Raw genomic sequence first — 17,660 nt, 5'->3', positions numbered from 1 at the left:
GGAAAACGCAGCTAAATCAACGGTTGAATAAATTTAACTCACGTTAAGGCAAGGATAAGCAATATTCGCGGCCTTGCCAAGGGTTAGTGAGGCCAGTTAAAGAGGAAAAGATGGAATTTTTGTTGCTGATCTATTGGCAATAGCTGACATAAAAAAACGCGCTGAAGGTTTTAACCATCAACGCGTTTCTGATTGAATTTCTGGCTAGACTTTTTGCTAGCACAGCAAAGACAAATTAGTCTTGCTGACCACCAACAATGGCAGCAACAGCAGCTAACTCAGCAGATTCTTGCTGAACTTGCTCGTGACGCTCAGCGTCATCCATAATTTCCGAAGAAATTAAATCTGACTCGATTTCACGTAACGCTAATACCGTTGGTTTGTCGTTCTCTAACTCAACTAGAGGGTCTTTACCGCCAGTGGCGATTTGACGAGCGCGACGTGATGCAACTAACACCAAGTCAAAGCGATTGCCGATTTTTTCTACTGCATCTTCAACAGTTACGCGAGCCATGTAGCTACTCCACAATGATTATTTTCAAAAATAGCCGCTTATTATAGTAAACGATCAATCATTAGCCAATAGATCCGTGAATAAATCTTGATGGGCTTGTTCTTGCTGGCTGCGCTTCAATCTTTGGTTGTCAACGATCGTGGTTAAGTCGGCTAATGCCGTGTCAAAATCATCGTTAACGATGATGTAGTCAAACTCTTGATAGTGTGAGCATTCTGCTTGCGCTTTGGCCATGCGATCGGCGATCACTTCATCACTGTCTTGGCCGCGACCACGTAAACGATTTTCTAGCTCTTGGCGTGATGGTGGGGCAATAAAAATAGACGTTACATCAGGACGCTTCATACGTACTTGCTGGGCACCTTGCCAGTCAATATCTAAAAATACGTCAACGCCTTGTGCTAGGCGCTCATCAATTGCATTCGCCGATGTGCCATAGTAGTTACCAAATACTTCAGCGTGTTCGTAAAATACGCCGTCTTTGATTTGTTGTTCAAAGCTGGCTTTATCAACAAAATGATAATGAACACCGTCTTCTTCACCAGGGCGTGGGGCTCGTGTAGTGGTAGACACTGACATTTGCAATGGGCGAGCTGAGCCTTGTTTCAGTAGCGCTGAAATTAAACTGGATTTGCCCGCGCCACTTGGCGATGAAAGGATAAATAAATTGCCGTTGACCATGATCATTAACACCCATATAAGCAAAAATTAACTGGCGCGCACTATACAGAAATCTTAGTTGAAAGTCTGTAACAGATGTATATCTATAACAATACATAATTGGGGCTAGCTTTATTTTTTTAGACGTAAAAAAAACCGGAGAAATCCGGCTTTGTTCATCGAGCGTTTTAGCTTACAGCACTTTGGCAATGGATTGCGCTAGGTAATCAACATTTGCTTTTGAAATACCAGCAATGCTCATGCGGCTTGAACCGACCATGTAAACACTAAATTCGTCTTGCAAGCGTTGTACTTGCTCTGGGGTAATGCCAAGGAATGAGAACATACCTTTTTGACGAACAATATGGCTAAAATCGCGTGTTACGCCATTTTCTACTAGCTTATCAACGATCATTTGACGGTTGCCGTTAATGCGATCGCGCATTTCTTTCAATTCGTCGTACCATTGGTTGCGTAGCTCGTCTGAGCTTAAAATGGTTTCTACTAACGCCGCGCCATGTGCAGGCGGCATTGAGTAAATTACGCGAACGACGTGCAATAACACTGAGCTAGCGATATCTGCTGCCGCTGCTGATTTAGCAATCACGGTTGTCGCCCCAATGCGCTCACGGTATAAGCCGAAGTTCTTAGAACACGAGCTACAAACGACCATTTCTTCTACGCTATCTGCCATTAAGCGCAGGCCGTAAGCGTCTTCGTCTAAGCCGTCACCAAAGCCTTGGTAAGCCATATCAATCACTGGTAAGAAACCAATTGATTTAGCCACTTCAGCAACTTGTTGCCATTGTTCTTGGCTTAAGTCCATACCACTTGGGTTATGGCAACAAGCGTGCAACAACACAGCGTCGTCAGCGCTAACTTCTTTTAGGGCAGCTAACATGCCATCGAAGTCGAGTTTTTTGTTCTCAAAATCGTAGTAAGGGTAAGTTTTTACGGTCAGGCCGGCTGCTTGGAATAAACCTGTGTGGTTAGCCCATGTTGGATCGCTCACCCAAATGGTTGCACCCGCTTTACAAGATTTAATAAATTCTGCAGCAACGCGCAAAGCACCCGTGCCACCTGGCGTAGAAACAGTGCGCGCACGGTTATTGGCCAGCACTTGGTGCTCACCAAAAATTAACTCAGCCATTTTTTCGTTGAATAACGGCGAGCCGGTCGGGCCAATGTAGACCTTGGTATCTTCGGTATCGAAACGATGTTTCTCTGCTTTTTTAACACAATCTAAAATTGCGGTGTGACCAGCTTCGTTTTTATAAACGCCGACACCTAAATCAATTTTTTGCGAGTTTTCATCTTCACGATATTTTGCCAATAGACCCAGAATTGGATCTGCAGGACGTGGCTTTAAGCTACCAAACATGACTCCATTTACCTTCTTGTTTGCGGGAGAGAAATACTGCGAAAGGACAGTACGATTACTGCCTAAGCATAGCTATTTAGATGGCTAAATAAAAGCGAAAAAAGCAACTTTCGCTTATCGTCAAAATAAAAATAGCGAATGAAAATTTTCATCCGCTATGACACACAGTTAGAGAATTGATTAAAGTGGTTTAGAAGGTATTCGTTAAGGCGGCAATCAAGCCAATAATACCGCCAAATACACCGCCCCAAACAACGAGCCAGCCCAAGTGTTTGCGGATCATATCTTGAATAATCTCTTTCACTAGCTGCGGGGTGAGTTCATCCAGTCGTTGCTGAATAATGTCGCTGACTTTTTCCTGCATATGGGCAATATTGCTATCGCCTTCTAAGGACTCACGCAAATTCGTATGAAAGTCGTCGGTTTGGGTAATGTCTTTAACCGCACTTTTCATTTTTTCGATAAAGGGCTCACGCATTGGCTGCAGCGCTTCACTACCACCGACCATGGCAAGCATGCCGCCGAATTGAGAATTTTCAATCACATCAACTAAGCCATCAAATGCTGGGTTTAAATCCACTTTTTCAATCACTGGCTCTAAGTTAATGCTAGCTGCACCGCCTTTGTCGTCCGATAAGAATCGGTCGATATTTTCCTTGGTGAAAAACTGCTTCATCATCAGCTCACGAATACCGATTTTGAAATCTTCAAAGCGCGCAGGAATCACGCCAGAGCCATATAAACCGGGCACTTTTTCGAACAACATATGCACGGCTAGCCAGTTGGTGACGGCGCCAGATAGGGCAAACAAGCCAATGGCAAAAAGAATAGGCTGTGCACTTATATGGCCGGTGATCACCAGTACCAGTGCGATAAGGTTAGTGACACTGCTTTTGTTCACTTGCGATCCCTTATTGGAAGAAAGTTTTCGATGATGGCAATGGTAGCAAGTCTATTGAATTGCTGACAATAGTTGCGCAAGATAAGTAAAAACAAGGCAATAAAAACTTAAGAAAATAGGCTATGTTGAAAAAACTCCTCACCAGCTTGGTAACGGCTGGCATTATATTAGCGAGCAGTCAGACGCTTGCTGAAACCCAATGGCGTACCGTTAGTCCAGATAATTTAATGGTTATGACGCTGCCGCATGGCAAAGTCGTGTTCGAACTTGCATCACAGTTTTCACCCAAGCATGTTGCTCACTTTAAAGCGTTAGCGGCAAGTGGCCATTATGATGGCAATAAGTTTTATCGGGTAATTGATGGCTTTGTCGCCCAAGCAGGCCCAGATGAAAGTGCGCCAGAAAACAAGGACAAGAAGTCTCAGACCATCGCCATGGAAAGCGAGTGGTCTTTGGTGAAATCACCTAAGATTACGCCAGTGCAATCGCCGGATTTATTTGCTGAGCAAACCGGTTTTAGTGGCGGTTTCGCACTCGCTAGTGATAGCGAAGCAAACAAAGCTTGGCTTACCCATTGTCCGGGCGTGCTGGCGCTAGCACGCGGCAATGAGCCGAATTCCGGCAGCAGTCACTTTTATATTACTAATGGTCAGGCACCGCGTTATTTAGATCGCATTATGACGATATTTGGCCGCGTGGTTTACGGCATGCCGCATGTACAAGCCATCACCCGTACGGCGGTAATTGAAGGCGAGGCGCCAGTCGATAAAGCGGACTTTACGCCCATTGTTAACATGGCCTTGATGCCGAGCTTGCCTGCCAGTGAGCAACTGGTGATTCAAGTCGAAGATACAGAATCAGCAGCGTTTGCCAAAAAACTTGTAGATCGTCGCGATCGCAGTCATGCGTTTTTCTACAAAAAGCCACCGCCCGTATTAGATGTTTGCCAAGTACCTGTGGCAAGCAGAATCGTTCCCGCGAATATCGATAAAGGCTAATAAAAGTTAACGGCAATGTGCCGTTAGCCAATCAGTGGTGCGTTTTGCTAGCGCAATACGGTTCCATGAAAAACTATGATCGCCGGCCATTTCCAAATAGCTGGCATTAGTTGCCCCTTGCCGTTTAGCGCTGGCAATTAAGTTTGCGCTGTCTTGTGGCGAAATAATCACTAAATCGCCGACTTGGTAGATGTCTTGTTTGCCTTGCACTATCAACACAGGTTGCGCTTTAAACTTGCCCATTTGCGGCGCTAAGTGAAAGGCCTTTGCTTTCGCTTCTTTTAACGCATCAACAAATGAGTAGCCTTTGAGCGGTAGCAATGGGTAGCTCATGTAGGGATCGCTGGCAGCAACACTAAAATCAGCAAGCTGTTTCGCGATACCGCCAATATCGGTTGGCGCTATCGCTAAGGTGCATTGTGTGCTTTGGTTGATACCAGAATAGAGCGCATTAAAGCCACCTAAGCTGTGACTCACTAGGCTAATTTTCTGTTGATCAATAAACTCACTGTGTGGAAATTTACCTGTGCGAATGAGCTTAATGATATTCGCCGTATCAGCGACTTGATTGGCAATGCCGTACTGACCTTCGGCGCCCCAAGCGCCGCGATAATGGAAAAAGATCACGTTAAAACCAGCGCGGCGATAGACTTGTGCTAAATCTAAGTTTTTCTCATTGCCGGGAAAGCCATGCAGTAAAATGATGGTAGGGTGTGGCCCTTTGCCATTTGCTTTGTACATGATCATTGGCATCGCTGAGCCATCTGATTCGATTTTGCCCTCAAAAATGCTGGGTGGCGAGCTAAAGTCGACTTTGTCGAGATCTTCAACCACAGGATTAAAGGTATTGGCAAGTGCACCAGTTGCTAGTGATAGCGTTGAAACAAGCAACATCAAGCGTAAAAGTAAGTGAAGCATCTCATTGTCTCTTTTTCTTATTAGTCAGTTATTTTTCGTCCATTGAATTCACCATAAGCTTTGTCATTGAGATCTGCAACAGGAGTGGATTACCTAACAGTGAAGATTAATGTCATCTTATCTTGGCTTGACAACGTAATGTTAAACACACGCTGTTTTAGTAAGTTATCGTCTGGGTAGGCGTCACGTGATGAACACTGGCATATTTCTTTTTAGCAATGATTTACGCATTCAAGACAATCGTGCGTTATTTGAAGCGGCGCGCCAATGCCAGCGGCTGATACTTTTGTATGTGATTGATGAAAGGCAAAATAACCACGAGCAGTATCAATGCAAGGCGGTTGGCCAGCATCGACAAGCATTTATTGCACAAGCACTGACTGACTTGGCGCAACAAGTACTTTTGCTCGACCAGCACTTAGTCATTCAAAAAGGTGCCACATCAGAGGTGCTGAAGCATCTGGTCACCGTATACGATGTTGATGCAATTTATTACTCGGCAACAGGCGATCACCGTCAACAGCAATTGTTTGCCCATTATCAACAACAAATCACGCCGATTAGAATCGGTGCTGGAAAAGCTGATGTTAACTGGCAAGGCATTTGGCAGCACACCTTGTTTGAGCAAGCTCAGTTACCTTTCGCGCTTGATGATATTCCCACAACGTTCAGTAAATTTCGTCGCCAGCTTGAAAAACAGGTGCCCGCCATTGCTAAACCACAGCAGCTTACTAGCTTGCCGCCAAGTCCTGAATTACTGGCCTTTGATTTAGGTAGTGATGCAGCCTTGGCCGCGCTGTTAAACCCAGACACCACCAGCTTTTTTGACGGTGGTAGCCATGCTGGCGAATTGCAGTTGGCGATTTATTTTCAAAGTGAACTGGCACAGCACTACAAAGAAACCCGTAATGCCCTTGATGATTGGTCTTCGTCAACCAAGTTTAGCCCATGGTTAGCTGCTGGCTGTTTGTCGCCACGACAAGTGTATTGGGCGTTAAAAAAACATGAACTTCAGCAAGGTGAGAACGAGTCAACCTACTGGATATTCTTTGAGTTACTGTGGCGTGACTACTTTCACTGGTTGGCACAAAAGATTGGTGCCCATTTGTACGCATTTACGGGTATGCATGATCACAAACCGCTGACTAGCTTCCACGGTGAGCGCTTTGTTAAATGGCAGCTCGGCCTAACACCGTATCCACTGGTTAATGCCATTATGCATCAGCTTAACGACACCGGTTATATTTCAAATCGAGCGCGGCAAATTACCGCTAGCTGTTTAGTTAATGAGTTGTCGTTAGATTGGCGTTATGGCGCAGCTTATTTTCAACAGCAATTAATTGATTATGATGCCGTGGTCAATTGGGGTAATTGGCAGTATATCGCCGGTGTTGGTGCTGACCCACGCGGTGGTCGCCACTTTAATCTTCAAAAACAACAGCAGTTGTTTGACTCCAACAATGAATATATTGCTAAGTGGCACGGTGAGCAGCTAGCGGAGCCGATTGACTCTGTCGATATAGTTGATTGGCCGATAGCCAAATAGCTGTTAAGGCTTGGCTCACTATGGCTTAGCAAACAAAGCATGATGTTGAATGTTATGCATCGTAAACCGCATTTACCTTATAAAACTTGCCCTGTGTGTGATCGCCCGTTTTCGTGGCGCAAAAAATGGCGCAAAAAATGGCGCAACTGTTGGGCTAAGGTGATCTACTGCTCTAAGCGTTGCCGTAGCAACAAGCCCCAACAAACCTTAACAGAGTGATGAGGATGTTTAGATGCCACTTCAACGTTTGATGCCTAACAAACGCTGTGATGCGAACAACGACCAAACGTTCCTAAACCAAAAATACAAAGAACTTAGATTAATCTTAGGTGATCAGTTAAATGCTGGGCACTCGTGGTATCAAACTAAACAAAGTGATGTCTTGTATGTGATTGCTGAACTCAAACAAGAACAGAGCTATGTTAAGCATCATGTGCAAAAGATTCAGGCATTTTTCTTGGCGATGGCGCAATTTGCTGACGCACTTAGCCAAGCAGGTCATCAAGTTTTGTACCTGACATTAGATGATACGCAAGATTTTCAAGATTTACCTAGTTTACTTACTCATTTACTAAAACATTATCAATGCCAATACTTTAGCTATCTGCGCCCTGATGAGTATCGCTTAGCGGAGCAATTGTTTAACTTTGCTAGCCGTTTTAGTGGTCAAAGTCGATGTGTTGAAACAGAACACTTTTTCTTAAACTTCAATGAGCTTAGTGATTATTTTCAAGCCGACAAACGCCACCGTTTGGAAGTTTTTTACCGCAAAATGCGCAAGCGTTTTAATTACCTGATGGCGGGTGATGAGCCGGAAGGAGGACAGTGGAATTATGATCAGGACAATCGCCACAAGCTTAAGCCCAAAGATATTGAGCAGCTACCTGAACCACTTGTTTTTGCCAATGACGTTGCGGCGATCAATCAACGCTTGCAAAAGTATAATATCGCTCATTTTGGTGAGCAATCGGATCAATTGCTTTGGCCAGTTAATCGCCGTCAAGCAAAGGAGTTACTGGAACACTTCTGTGTCAGGTGTTTGCCGAAGTTTGGCCAATTTCAAGATGCGATGACCTGCCAAGGGCAAGATATGATGTCCGATCGTCAGTGGAGCTTGTATCACGCCCGCTTATCGTTTGCGCTAAACGCGAAAATACTGTCACCACAGCAAGTGGTAGACACGGCAGTTGATTACTATCGTGGGCAACCCACGCTTATATCGCTCGCGCAAATTGAGGGTTTTATTCGTCAAATACTGGGGTGGCGTGAGTTTGTTCGCGGTATTTATTGGGCGAATATGCCTAATTACGCTGAGCAGAATAATTTGTCAGCTGATGAACAATTACCGACTTGGTTTTGGACGGGTAAAACGAAAATGAACTGTCTGCACCATGCGATACAGCAGTCATTGCAATATGCTTATGCTCACCATATTCAGCGTTTAATGATCACCGGCAATTTTTGCTTGCTGGCGGGAATTCACCCCGATCAAGTCGATGCTTGGTACCTTGGCATTTATATCGATGCTATTGAATGGGTTGAAATGCCGAATACGCGCGGTATGAGCCAGTTTGCTGATGGCGGTATTGTTGCCTCGAAAGCCTATGCGGCGTCAGGTAACTATGTTGATAAAATGAGTGATTACTGCAAGTCGTGCGCGTACAAAGTGAAAGAAAAAACAACCGACGACGCTTGCCCACTCAACAGCCTGTATTGGCATTTTATGACCCGTCATCGCGATAAGTTTGGTACGAACCCGAGGCAGGCGATGGTCTATCGCAATTGGGACAAGCAGTCAGAGAGTCAACAGGCAGCAATTTTAGCGAAAGCGGATCGCTTACTATTGCAGCTTGATAAGCTGTGAGCCGCGTTTAAATCGCCAATAGGTTTTAATTTTTCTGGTTAGTTTTCGACAATCGCAAATTGCCCATCAAATGGTGCCGATTGTTGGCCATCTAGCGTTAGGTTACTCACTGGTTTATCAGGTTTGGCATAGCTTAAACGCGATAGCCTTTGAGTAACGTGGTAACTATCTAACCCTGAAATAGCCACTGTTTCAATGGTTTCAATATCGAGATAACCATCAGCTCGTAGGGCATTTTCAGCTACGTGAATTTGTTGTATTTCACCAATAATAAATTCCGTGTTGTTGGCTTCAATTGGCTTAATATCAATTAACTTAACACCATATTTTAGCTGACTTTCACCAACAAAAGGGGCGTCGAAATCGGCAAGAAACTCAGCGCTCAGGCCGACTAAATCAAATTCACTTTGCTCTTGTGCATAACGCGCTGAAGTTTGATGTGCTGCTTGCCAAAATTCTGCTGACACTTGGTTAACGGTAAACAGGCCAGTTTCAGTGATATTTGAAAAGGTATGGCGTGGCACTGAGTTTGGGCGCATGATTAACCCAATGAGTGGCGGGTTTGCTCCTAAATGAACAACTGAACTAACAATAGCGAGATTTAGCTGACCGTCAGCGTCTTGTGAGCCAATAAGATTAGCACTCTTAAAGCCAGACAAGCTGTTGATCAGTCGAGCGCGGTACCTGTGCTCTAAATTGTTTAAATCATCATGTTCAAATGTTTTCATTACTGCCTATACCTATTGCTGTCTCAATACCTTGCTTACTGTTGTGGTTTACTGATGTCGAGCATGGCCAATATTTACTGCCAACCCTGACGCCATGTTGTTGAGTCTTTTAGATCGCGCCAATTAATCGCTTGAATGCGTTTACTCATCACCGCTTGCAGTTCACAAAGGATTACTTTGCCGTCTTCATCAAATTCAACCTTAGTCACGGCAAAGTGCTTTTCTTTATTCACAGGTTGGGTGTGCGTCCATTTCGAATGGAGCAACTTACGTGGTGCAACTTGATTCATGCTCGAGAATGCGCTTTAACAACTGATTAGATAGCTTCAAGCACTTCAATGGCTTGCACTTGCAGTTTGAACTTGCCCGCGGTTTTATCGCCAATTAACAAGCCAACTTGTATGGCATCGCCAAATTTAAGTGGTGGTGCATCTTGAATATCGCGTCCACGAAAGCGTGGCCTAAAATCATCTTCGGTAAAGCTGAGTTGTTGCCATTGGTTGGGTTTGGTGGTGAACTCGGCAACGTAGGCAGCACCTTGATAAACGTCGTGCGTCTTGAGCCGGAATTGATATTTGCGGCCGTCACCTTTTACAACCAAGCGAACCACGCCCCCGTTGCTGAAATCTGGTGAAATAACACGCCTGATCGAGGCAAAACCGCCGTTATTTGCCAGTGACACATCACCTTCAAACACGCCATAACCAAATTCATGGTAAAAACGACTGGTAGAAATACCGCCCATCACAGAGTCGTTAATGGTCTGCCAATGCTTGGTTTCGATATTGTCAAAAAGGATGTCATTCGCTAAAACTAGTGACGGAAATGCTGCAAGCAAAACAAGTACCTTGAAAAATTTCATTACGATAGCTCCAAATGAAGCCTTGAGCTTTTTACTAATACTGTTTTACGCGCAGAGTGCTTGGAAAGTTCAACGCTCCCTTGTTGACTGCTTACTTATACCAGATTTCGATCACTTCGAGATAACGTTCGCCTTCGGGGGTTTTAACTACCACTTCATCATCAACTTGTTTGCCGATCAATGCGCGGGCGACGGGTGAATCAATGCTAATTTCGCCTTTTTTAACGTCCCATTCATCAACTCCGACAAGGCGATAGGTAAACTCGTTATCGTCTTCATCAATCAGCTTGACCCAAGCGCCAAAGAACACTTTGCCTTCTTGCTGTTTTTCAGGGTAAACGATTTGCAGGTCTTCAAGGCGTTTACTTAGAAAGCGCACGCGGCGGTCAATTTCTCTGAGGCGTTTTTTGCCATAGATATATTCGGCATTTTCACTGCGATCACCCAGTGCTGCGGCCTCAGAAACCGCTTTGGTCACTTTTGGGCGCTCGTCTTTCCACAGGTATTTCAGTTCGCGATCAAGGCGTTCATAGCCTTCACGGGTAATGTAATTTGATTTTCGCATGGGTGCCGAGTTTATCTTAAAAGCAGTTATAACAGTAAATTATCATCAATTGCGGTAAAGCTATCAACCGCATTAACTAGGGTATTGGCGGTTAGTTGCTCAACGCCAAACACTTGGGTTGTCACTTGATGTTTATCGCGAATATGGTGCATCAGTAAATCAAAGTCGCCATCGCCGGATAATAAGATCACTTTATCAACCCCAAGTTCAGCCGCGGCTTCCATGATATCTATGGTAATGCCGACATCCCAATCGCCTTTGGCACTGCCATCTGCCCGCTGAATAAAGGGCTTGAGTTTGACGTTAAAACCTATGTGTTTTAGTGCTGTTTGGAATTTGTGTTGCTGATCATCACTGCGCTGTATTGCATAGGCATTGGCGAGCTGAATATCGTGGCCTTGGCTAAGCTGCTGCCAAAATGCGCGATAGTTAAACTGACGGCCATAAATTTGGCGAGTAGTGTAGTAGATATTTTGTACGTCAACGAAAATCGCGGTTTTTATCATGAGGAGCGGTCATCAGGTTAATGAAGTTTTTTAACGGTTATTGAGCCTATATTGAGTGCAGTCGATAGTCGAATTGAATATGGGGCTGATAGCGAAATTGCTAGCAGAATAAACACAGCGCATGTGGCCACTAGCTGATACAATTAGGCTCTAACAGTTATATACCCAAACCACTTTTAAAAGGGCATCGATTTGCAGTCAGCCAAGTTCTCAACCTTGCCGTTGAAAAAACCATTGTTAACTAATTTAGACACCTTAGGCTATGTCGAAATGACCGACATTCAAGCGCAAAGCTTACCGCTGATTTTGGCGGGCCAAGATGTGATTGGCCAAGCCAAAACGGGCTCAGGTAAAACCGCCTCATTTGCACTAGGGTTGCTGAATAAGCTGGATGTGAAAAAGTTTCGCGTACAAAGTTTGGTGTTGTGTCCAACTCGTGAACTTGCCGATCAGGTGGCAAAAGAAATTCGCCAACTGGCACGTGCGATCCACAATATTAAAGTGCTGACTTTATGTGGTGGCATGCCGATAGGCCCACAAATTGGCTCGTTAGAGCATGGCGCGCATATTATTGTTGGCACGCCGGGTCGCATCGAAGATCACCTTAGCAAAGGGCGATTGGATTTAACACATTTGAATATGCTGGTGCTCGATGAAGCAGATCGCATGTTAGAAATGGGCTTTCAACAATCACTCGATGCGATTATTGATTATTGCCCTGTGGTCAAACAGTCGCTGCTGTTCAGTGCCACTTTCCCTGACAAGATCAAGGCAATTGCGAGTCGATATTTACGCAAACCTGAGCATATTAAGGTGGAGTCGGTGCACCAAACTAGCACCATTGAACAAGTGTTTTATCAGGTGGACAGTAATGATGACCGATTAGAGGCGGTAAGGCGCTTGCTGCTTGCCCATAATCCAGCCTCAACCGTGATTTTTTGCAATACCAAAGCCGCGGTACAAACCGTAGAGCAGGGGCTGCGTGATTTTGGCTTTAGCGTACTCGCGCTGCATGGCGATTTAGAGCAGCGCGAGCGCAATGAAACCTTGATCCGTTTCGCTAATAAAAGCGCCTTAGTGCTGATTGCTACCGATGTTGCTGCCCGAGGCTTGGATATTGATGAACTTGAAGCGGTGATTAATTACGATATTACGCCAGATCCAGAAGTGCATGTGCATCGCATTGGCCGCACAGGGCGCGCTGGCGAAAAGGGTATTGCCTGTTCAATTTATTGTGACAAAGACACACGCCGCATCGCCGATATTGAAACCTATCAGCAAATCACCATTAATACTTTGCCGCTGCCCGATAGTAGTGTACTAGACCAATCGCCCGCGAAAGCAAACATGACCACATTACAAATTGATGGCGGTAAAAAGCATAAGTTGCGCCCTGGCGATATTGTCGGGGGCCTAACGGGGAAAACAGGTATTGCTGGCGATCAAATTGGCAAAATTCAGGTATTGGATGTTAAGGCCTACGTGGCGGTTGGCAACAAAGTCGCTAAGGCGGCGCTGAAAAAAATTAGCGACGGCAAAATGAAAGGCCGTAATTTTCGTGCCCGCATTTTGCGCTAGTCATATTTTACTTTAGCCATATTTTACTTTCGCAAAGATTTTAGGCTAAATTGCGCATGACATTCGCTCTGCGCATTAATGTTATCAAGCAAGCATATTGCCGTTAATTGAGTATATAATTTTCAGCAATATTTCGTTTACACGAACATATGTTCAAAATTTTCAAAGGTTTTCTATGAGCCAGATTGCTCACCAAATCGCCCGCGAACTGCAAGTCAAACCAGCGCAAGTCAACGCGGCTATTCAATTGTTAGATGATGGCGCAACTGTGCCTTTTATTGCCCGTTACCGTAAGGAAGCAACGCAAGGTTTAGACGATGGTCATTTGCGCAACCTGTCTACTCGACTAGTCTACTTGCGCGAGTTGGCAGAGCGTCGCCAAGTAGTGTTAACCAATATTGAGCAGCAAGGTAAATTAACCGATACCTTGCGCCAAGCCATCGAGCAAGCTGACAACAAAACCCGACTGGAAGATTTGTACCTACCGTACAAGCCAAAACGCCGCACTAAAGGGCAGATTGCTATTGAAGCAGGGCTCGCGCCGTTAGCGGATCAACTTTTTGCTGATCTCAATTTAGTGCCAGAGCAAGCGGCGCAAGCTTTTCTCACTGCTAACGAAGAGAATGTCGATAAAGGTTTTACCACTAGCGAAGAAGTGTTAGCTGGCGTGGTGAGTATTTGGGCAGAGCGCAGCGGTGAAGATGCTGAGCTACTGGCGAAACTGCGTAGTCATCTGAAAAAACAAGCATACTTAGTCAGCAAAGTGGTCAAAGCCAAACAGCATGAAGCGGCGAAATATCGTGATTACTTTGCTCATCATGAAGTACTCACTAAAGTACCTGCGCATCGTATGTTAGCTATGCTACGTGGTAAGAACGAAGGTTTCTTGCGCTTAAGCATTGATGTTGACCCAAACAGTGATAGTAAAAGTTACTGCTCAGCACACGATGTGATTGCTCAGCATTTTGGTTTGCGTTTATCAAATCAAGCGGCGGCAAAGTTTATTGGCACATTAATCCAACAAGTTTGGAAAACCAAGTTATCAGGGCAGTTTGAAACCGAGTTTTTTGGTGCCTTGCGCGAGCAAGCCGAGCTTGCTTCAATCAAAGTATTTGCCAGCAACTTAACTGATTTATTGATGGCAGCACCAGCTGGTGCAAAAGTGACTATGGGCATTGACCCTGGGCTGCGCACAGGCTGTAAAGTGGCGGTCATTGATGAAACCGGCAAGCTCGTACAAACCGCGACGATTTACCCACATGCACCGCAAAATAATTGGGATAAATCAATGCGTACACTGGTGAACTTAGCGCGTCAGCAAAAAGTTGAGCTGATCGCCATTGGTAATGGCACCGGCTCGCGAGAAACTGACAAACTTGTCGGTGAAGTGATCGCGGCGTTTGAACAGCACAAACCAACTAAAGTGATGGTGAGCGAAGCAGGCGCTTCTGTGTACTCAGCATCAGAGCTGGCGGCGGCTGAATTCCCTGAATTAGATGTTTCTATTCGTGGCGCGGTTTCTATTGCTCGTCGCTTGCAAGATCCCTTAGCAGAGTTGGTTAAAATTGATCCGAAAGCCATAGGTGTGGGGCAATATCAGCATGATGTCAGCCAAAGCGCATTAACGGCATCGCTTGATGATGTGATTGAAGATTGCGTAAATGCGGTCGGGGTTGATGTCAACAGTGCCTCGCCATCATTGCTTGCACGGGTAGCGGGCTTAACCAAAACTATCGCGCAGAATATTGTTGATTATCGTGATCAGCACGGTCGCTTTAGCGATCGCCGTCAACTATTAAAAGTAGCGCGTTTAGGGCCGAAAGCGTTTGAGCAAGCGGCAGGCTTTTTGCGTATTCGTGAAGGTGACAACAAGCTAGATAATACCGGGGTTCACCCAGAGAGTTACCCTGTGGTTGAAGCCATTATTCGCCAATTACAAACCCAAGTTGATGAGCTGGTTGCCAACCAGACCTTGTTATCACAGGCCAATTATCAAAATCTGCCAGCTAATACCGTGGGTGAGTTAACGTTTAACGATATTATCGACGAGTTAAACAAGCCCGGTCGTGACCCGCGCCCAGAATTTAAAGTGGCGCAGTTTAAAGAAGGGGTTGAAAGCCTTGCCGATCTTAAGCCGGGTATGATACTCGAAGGCGTGATTTCAAACGTTGCTAACTTTGGTGCTTTTGTTGATATTGGCGTCCACCAAGATGGTTTAGTGCATATTTCAGCACTGACTAACAAGTTTGTTAGCGATCCGCGTGAGGTAGTGAAAGCGGGCGATGTGGTTAAAGTGAAAGTGTTGGAGTGTGATGTTGAGCGCAAGCGTATTAACCTTACCATGCGCTTAGATGATGAAGTTAAAAGTGCAGGTAAGGGGCAGGCAGGTAACGCGGTTCATCACGCGCAACCTAGCCGTAAACATCAGGGTAACCCAAATGGCAAACCACAGCATAAAGCAGGTAGTGCAAAGCATAAGCCACGCAAAGAAAAGGCTCCCGCAAATGCTGCGATGGGTAATGCCTTTGCTGATGCATTTGCCAAATTAAAAAAATAAGCCACGCCAATTAGCGCGAACTCAGTGAAGTGGTCTTTCAAACAAGGAATGATCACTTCACTATTCCTTACTTTTCAAAGCATTAACTATTTACATAGCAACTTTACATAACACCTTGGTTTTCGTAGGGTATCTAACTTAATTCATCAGCCGAACAAAGACTGATAATAACCTATCGAGAGGAGTACCCTGATGAATGGCTATCGTATTAGTTGCCAATTAAATGAGATGGATTTTGAGGTCATACACGGTTTTATCTCAAGCAGTTATTGGGCAAAAGGAATGCCAGCAACAACATTACACAAAGCGCTAGCTAATTCGCTGTGCTTTGCAGTGCTTAACCAACAAGACCAAACGCTCGCTTTTGCGCGAGTGATCACTGATAAAGCCACGTTTGCTTATCTAGCAGATGTCTTTGTGCGGGAAAGTGAACGTGGTAAAGGCTTAAGCAAGTACCTTGTTGAACATATCGTTAGCCATGAGGATTTACAGGGACTGCGTCGTTTTATGCTAGCAACGCAAGACGCACATAGCTTATACGAAAAGTTTGGCTTTAATTCTGTTGATGAAAACGAGTCAAAATCTTTGATGCAAATTCGTGATCCTGACGTTTATTTAGCCAATTGATAACCATGATAATTTGTGCTAGATCAAAGTCCTACGTGCTACTCGGCGTAAACTGAAATTATCGATTAAGGACTTATGCTCCTCCCAATCGTTACTAATTTTGAGCCTAACTAGGAGTAGTTGAATTATGTTTAATGAAAAGCACGATTTGCATCATGAATTTCCTGAGTTTAAAGACGCTATCCGCCATTTGAAGATGAATGATGCTCATTTTGCGCGCTTATTTAAGGAATACCACGAGCTTGATCACGAGGTGATTCGCATTGAGCAGGGAGTTGAAAATACCTCGGATGAATATTTAGAGCAGCAGAAAAAGCAACGCTTACACTTGAAAGATGCCTTATTTACCATGCTGAAAAAGCATGAGTCTGATGTAGCTACGGCCTAACATTCAGCCATATTTTATCCTCTATGCTTTCCCAACCTTGTAAGTAAGCAACTTTGAAATTTAGCATTGTGCTAGGCTACCTTCGGGTAGCTTTTTTTATGCCAATCCTTATTGATATAGGCATAAAAAAGCCCTAGCCGGTTGGGAGGCTAGGGCAAACGTCACTATTGATCCAGAGATATCAATACAACTAGTGATTGGGTTATACGGTGCCCTTTAGTTAGCAGCTAGCGCTTGGTTACTAGCGTAGTAAAAGCCGTCTTTTACTTCTGTTTTTGTACATAAGTGCGTTGGCTTTTTCGAACCTAAGGTTTTGGTATTACGGCATTTCATTTTCTGTGCTTTCGCACCGTACTGAGCTTGATAATCTTTTGCCTGCTCTTTTGCTAAGGCTAAATAATCTGCTGGTAATTTTTTATCTAGCATGGCTAGAGGTTTCTTCCAATGTTTAGACTTTTGCTCATTAGCAACGGATAACCACGCGTAGCTTTTCAGTAAATCTTGCTCTGTGCCTTGGCTGTTTAAATACATAGTACCCAAAATATATTGAGCTTGTTTTTCACCGCGCTTAGCTACTATTTCTAATGCTGATAACGCTTTTTCGTAGTCTTTCGCTTTGTATAAATCTAATGCTGATTGGTATTCGGCTTTGTAAGTATCGACTTCAATCAAATTGGCATTGTTAGCACTGGCAAATACAGATGTGCTGCTGATAGCTAAACCTAAAAAGATGCTGGCTAATTTGTTCATGGTGATTCCCTGTCAGTAAATGTAATACTTATTAAGTTGCACAAAGTGTTACAAAGGTTGTGCCAATCACAAATTATTTTTTAAGTAATTGAAATGTAAGTAAATATATTTTCTATGGATAGCGTGATAAAACGCTTGGCTTAGGCGGTGATTCAATATTTGGTCAAATTGATTAAATGTTAGCGGGTAAGCGCACTTAAGGAATTATTTGGTTGAAGATTCTAATGTTGAATCAGTTAATATGCTGATTTGAGTAGAAGGTTTTTGGTGTTTGAAAAGAGGTGAGGAGATAAGCGCAGACTAACAGTGCTCGGTTA

General features: G+C 44.4%; 19 protein-coding genes. 8 read left to right on the top strand and 11 right to left on the bottom strand.

Annotated features, from left to right (window positions below; translation table 11 throughout):
- Positions 1–235: 235 nt before the first annotated feature.
- From rpoZ to DXX94_RS11010, 4 genes are all read right to left on the bottom strand, one after another.
- Positions 236–514, bottom strand: a complete 279-nt coding sequence (gene rpoZ / locus DXX94_RS11025) for a DNA-directed RNA polymerase subunit omega (protein ID WP_115998597.1) — start codon at positions 512–514, stop codon at positions 236–238.
- Between the two features lie 54 nt (positions 515–568).
- Positions 569–1,198 carry a guanylate kinase gene (gmk, locus tag DXX94_RS11020; protein ID WP_220348194.1) on the bottom strand — a complete coding sequence of 210 codons (630 nt, stop codon included), beginning with the start codon at positions 1,196–1,198 and terminating at the stop codon, positions 569–571.
- A 169-nt stretch (positions 1,199–1,367) separates the two neighbouring features.
- Complete coding sequence (locus tag DXX94_RS11015) at positions 1,368–2,555, bottom strand: amino acid aminotransferase (RefSeq protein WP_116015867.1); 1,188 nt, start codon at positions 2,553–2,555, stop codon at positions 1,368–1,370.
- Positions 2,556–2,745: 190 nt separating this feature from the next.
- Positions 2,746–3,456, bottom strand: coding sequence for a DUF445 family protein (locus DXX94_RS11010; protein WP_116015865.1), 711 nt, complete (start codon positions 3,454–3,456; stop codon positions 2,746–2,748).
- Between the two features lie 122 nt (positions 3,457–3,578).
- On the opposite strand from DXX94_RS11010, the gene DXX94_RS11005 reads away from it, so the two are divergent.
- Positions 3,579–4,454, top strand: a complete 876-nt coding sequence (locus DXX94_RS11005) for a peptidylprolyl isomerase (protein ID WP_116015863.1) — start codon at positions 3,579–3,581, stop codon at positions 4,452–4,454.
- A 6-nt stretch (positions 4,455–4,460) separates the two neighbouring features.
- Here DXX94_RS11005 and DXX94_RS11000 read toward each other — a convergent pair whose 3' ends face one another.
- Entirely contained in the window at positions 4,461–5,372 is a 912-nt protein-coding gene (locus DXX94_RS11000) for an alpha/beta hydrolase family protein (RefSeq protein WP_116015861.1), read from the bottom strand.
- A gap of 190 nt (positions 5,373–5,562) precedes the next feature.
- Here DXX94_RS11000 and DXX94_RS10995 point away from each other — a divergent pair, with 190 nt between their 5' ends.
- From DXX94_RS10995 to DXX94_RS10985, 3 genes are read left to right on the top strand one after another with little or no spacing between them, the layout of a single operon-like run.
- Positions 5,563–6,918, top strand: coding sequence for a DASH family cryptochrome (locus DXX94_RS10995; RefSeq protein WP_116015859.1), 1,356 nt, complete (start codon positions 5,563–5,565; stop codon positions 6,916–6,918).
- 39 nt (positions 6,919–6,957) lie between these two features.
- Entirely contained in the window at positions 6,958–7,137 is a 180-nt protein-coding gene (locus DXX94_RS10990) for a DUF2256 domain-containing protein (protein WP_309545218.1), read from the top strand.
- A gap of 31 nt (positions 7,138–7,168) precedes the next feature.
- Positions 7,169–8,782, top strand: coding sequence for a cryptochrome/photolyase family protein (locus tag DXX94_RS10985; protein ID WP_116018459.1), 1,614 nt, complete (start codon positions 7,169–7,171; stop codon positions 8,780–8,782).
- Positions 8,783–8,820: 38 nt separating this feature from the next.
- Here DXX94_RS10985 and DXX94_RS10980 read toward each other — a convergent pair whose 3' ends face one another.
- From DXX94_RS10980 to DXX94_RS10960, 5 genes are all read right to left on the bottom strand, one after another.
- On the bottom strand, positions 8,821–9,510 hold the full coding sequence (locus tag DXX94_RS10980) for a flavin reductase family protein (protein ID WP_116015857.1): 690 nt from the start codon (positions 9,508–9,510) through the stop codon (positions 8,821–8,823).
- 74 nt (positions 9,511–9,584) lie between these two features.
- Positions 9,585–9,800: a TIGR02450 family Trp-rich protein gene (locus DXX94_RS10975; RefSeq protein ID WP_116015855.1), complete on the bottom strand. Its 216-nt coding sequence runs from the start codon at positions 9,798–9,800 to the stop codon at positions 9,585–9,587.
- 26 nt (positions 9,801–9,826) lie between these two features.
- Positions 9,827–10,372 (bottom strand): CIA30 family protein, encoded by a 546-nt coding sequence (locus DXX94_RS10970; protein ID WP_116015853.1) that lies wholly within the window; start codon positions 10,370–10,372, stop codon positions 9,827–9,829.
- A 91-nt stretch (positions 10,373–10,463) separates the two neighbouring features.
- The gene (gene greB, locus DXX94_RS10965) at positions 10,464–10,937 is read right to left on the bottom strand and encodes a transcription elongation factor GreB (protein WP_116015851.1); all 474 of its coding nucleotides are present in this window, start codon (positions 10,935–10,937) and stop codon (positions 10,464–10,466) included.
- Between the two features lie 26 nt (positions 10,938–10,963).
- Positions 10,964–11,443, bottom strand: a complete 480-nt coding sequence (locus DXX94_RS10960) for an NYN domain-containing protein (RefSeq protein WP_116015849.1) — start codon at positions 11,441–11,443, stop codon at positions 10,964–10,966.
- Between the two features lie 192 nt (positions 11,444–11,635).
- Between DXX94_RS10960 and dbpA the strand changes: the two genes are divergently transcribed.
- The 4 genes from dbpA to DXX94_RS10940 all read left to right on the top strand — a co-directional run bounded on the left by dbpA (position 11,636) and on the right by DXX94_RS10940 (position 16,593).
- Complete coding sequence (gene dbpA, locus DXX94_RS10955) at positions 11,636–13,021, top strand: ATP-dependent RNA helicase DbpA (protein ID WP_116015847.1); 1,386 nt, start codon at positions 11,636–11,638, stop codon at positions 13,019–13,021.
- 175 nt (positions 13,022–13,196) lie between these two features.
- Positions 13,197–15,578: a Tex family protein gene (locus tag DXX94_RS10950; RefSeq protein ID WP_116015845.1), complete on the top strand. Its 2,382-nt coding sequence runs from the start codon at positions 13,197–13,199 to the stop codon at positions 15,576–15,578.
- Between the two features lie 192 nt (positions 15,579–15,770).
- Complete coding sequence (locus tag DXX94_RS10945) at positions 15,771–16,205, top strand: GNAT family N-acetyltransferase (protein WP_116015843.1); 435 nt, start codon at positions 15,771–15,773, stop codon at positions 16,203–16,205.
- A gap of 127 nt (positions 16,206–16,332) precedes the next feature.
- Positions 16,333–16,593 (top strand): YdcH family protein, encoded by a 261-nt coding sequence (locus DXX94_RS10940; RefSeq protein ID WP_115998610.1) that lies wholly within the window; start codon positions 16,333–16,335, stop codon positions 16,591–16,593.
- A gap of 216 nt (positions 16,594–16,809) precedes the next feature.
- Here the strand turns inward: DXX94_RS10940 and DXX94_RS10935 are convergent, their stop codons facing one another.
- A complete protein-coding gene (locus DXX94_RS10935) occupies positions 16,810–17,343 on the bottom strand; it encodes a sel1 repeat family protein (RefSeq protein WP_116015841.1) in 534 nt (177 codons plus the stop codon).
- Positions 17,344–17,660: the final 317 nt, after the last annotated feature.

Origin of the sequence: Thalassotalea euphylliae, assembly GCF_003390375.1 — a bacterium.
Taxonomy (GTDB): Bacteria; Pseudomonadota; Gammaproteobacteria; order Enterobacterales; family Alteromonadaceae; genus Thalassotalea_F; species Thalassotalea_F euphylliae_A.
This window is presented reverse-complemented; position numbering and strand designations above follow the sequence as displayed.

Excerpts from the sequence above, each read along its gene's own strand:
- rpoZ (WP_115998597.1), bottom strand. The coding sequence starts at position 514 with ATGGCTCGCGTAACTGTTGAAGATGCAGTAGAAAAAATCGGCAATCGC.
- DXX94_RS11015 (WP_116015867.1), bottom strand. The coding sequence starts at position 2,555 with ATGTTTGGTAGCTTAAAGCCACGTCCTGCAGATCCAATTCTGGGTCTA.
- DXX94_RS11005 (WP_116015863.1), top strand. The coding sequence starts at position 3,579 with ATGTTGAAAAAACTCCTCACCAGCTTGGTAACGGCTGGCATTATATTA.
- DXX94_RS11000 (WP_116015861.1), bottom strand. The coding sequence starts at position 5,372 with ATGCTTCACTTACTTTTACGCTTGATGTTGCTTGTTTCAACGCTATCA.
- DXX94_RS10995 (WP_116015859.1), top strand. The coding sequence starts at position 5,563 with ATGAACACTGGCATATTTCTTTTTAGCAATGATTTACGCATTCAAGAC.
- DXX94_RS10990 (WP_309545218.1), top strand. The coding sequence starts at position 6,958 with ATGATGTTGAATGTTATGCATCGTAAACCGCATTTACCTTATAAAACT.
- DXX94_RS10985 (WP_116018459.1), top strand. The coding sequence starts at position 7,169 with ATGCCTAACAAACGCTGTGATGCGAACAACGACCAAACGTTCCTAAAC.
- DXX94_RS10980 (WP_116015857.1), bottom strand. The coding sequence starts at position 9,510 with ATGAAAACATTTGAACATGATGATTTAAACAATTTAGAGCACAGGTAC.
- DXX94_RS10975 (WP_116015855.1), bottom strand. The coding sequence starts at position 9,800 with ATGAATCAAGTTGCACCACGTAAGTTGCTCCATTCGAAATGGACGCAC.
- DXX94_RS10970 (WP_116015853.1), bottom strand. The coding sequence starts at position 10,372 with ATGAAATTTTTCAAGGTACTTGTTTTGCTTGCAGCATTTCCGTCACTA.
- greB (WP_116015851.1), bottom strand. The coding sequence starts at position 10,937 with ATGCGAAAATCAAATTACATTACCCGTGAAGGCTATGAACGCCTTGAT.
- DXX94_RS10960 (WP_116015849.1), bottom strand. The coding sequence starts at position 11,443 with ATGATAAAAACCGCGATTTTCGTTGACGTACAAAATATCTACTACACT.
- DXX94_RS10950 (WP_116015845.1), top strand. The coding sequence starts at position 13,197 with ATGAGCCAGATTGCTCACCAAATCGCCCGCGAACTGCAAGTCAAACCA.
- DXX94_RS10945 (WP_116015843.1), top strand. The coding sequence starts at position 15,771 with ATGAATGGCTATCGTATTAGTTGCCAATTAAATGAGATGGATTTTGAG.
- DXX94_RS10940 (WP_115998610.1), top strand. The coding sequence starts at position 16,333 with ATGTTTAATGAAAAGCACGATTTGCATCATGAATTTCCTGAGTTTAAA.
- DXX94_RS10935 (WP_116015841.1), bottom strand. The coding sequence starts at position 17,343 with ATGAACAAATTAGCCAGCATCTTTTTAGGTTTAGCTATCAGCAGCACA.